Source organism: Rhizobium sp. 10N414 (assembly GCF_056394785.1).
Genome location: NZ_JBFTIN010000122.1, coordinates 1 through 405 on the forward strand (window position 1 = coordinate 1; position 405 = coordinate 405).

A 405-nucleotide genomic window follows, 5' to 3' on the forward strand; every position below is an offset into this window, starting at 1 on the left:
CGTCAAGGTCAAGTCGGTCGCCGAGCTGGTCGAGAAGCTTAAAGTCGAAGCCGGCGTGCTTTAAAGGTTCGAGAAAGGGAGATATATCCATGGCCATTCTTCTTCTGGCTGATCACGACGGCAGCCACCTTTCCGACCAGACCGCCAAGACGCTGACGGCGGCCGCCAAGATCGGCGGCGAAGTGACCGTGCTTGTCGCCGGCGCCGGCGCCAAGGCTGCAGCCGAACAGGCTGCCAAGCTGTCGGGCGTGTCCAAGGTGCTGGTTGCCGAGGACGCAAGCCTTGCCAACAATCTGGCCGAGCCGCTGGCCGCCCTGATCGTTTCGCTGGCCGCAAGCTATGATACGATCATCGCCGCCGCCACCTCGACCGGCAAGAACGTCATGCCGCGCGTCGCCGCCCTGC

Annotated in this window: 1 protein-coding gene; it reads left to right on the forward strand. The window is 63.7% G+C overall.

Annotated elements, in window-relative coordinates:
- Positions 1–89: 89 nt before the first annotated feature.
- Positions 90–405, forward strand: a 316-nt coding sequence (locus AC1DE4_RS31880; RefSeq protein WP_477884771.1) for an adenine nucleotide alpha hydrolase family protein, incomplete at its 3' end; no start/stop codon positions are given.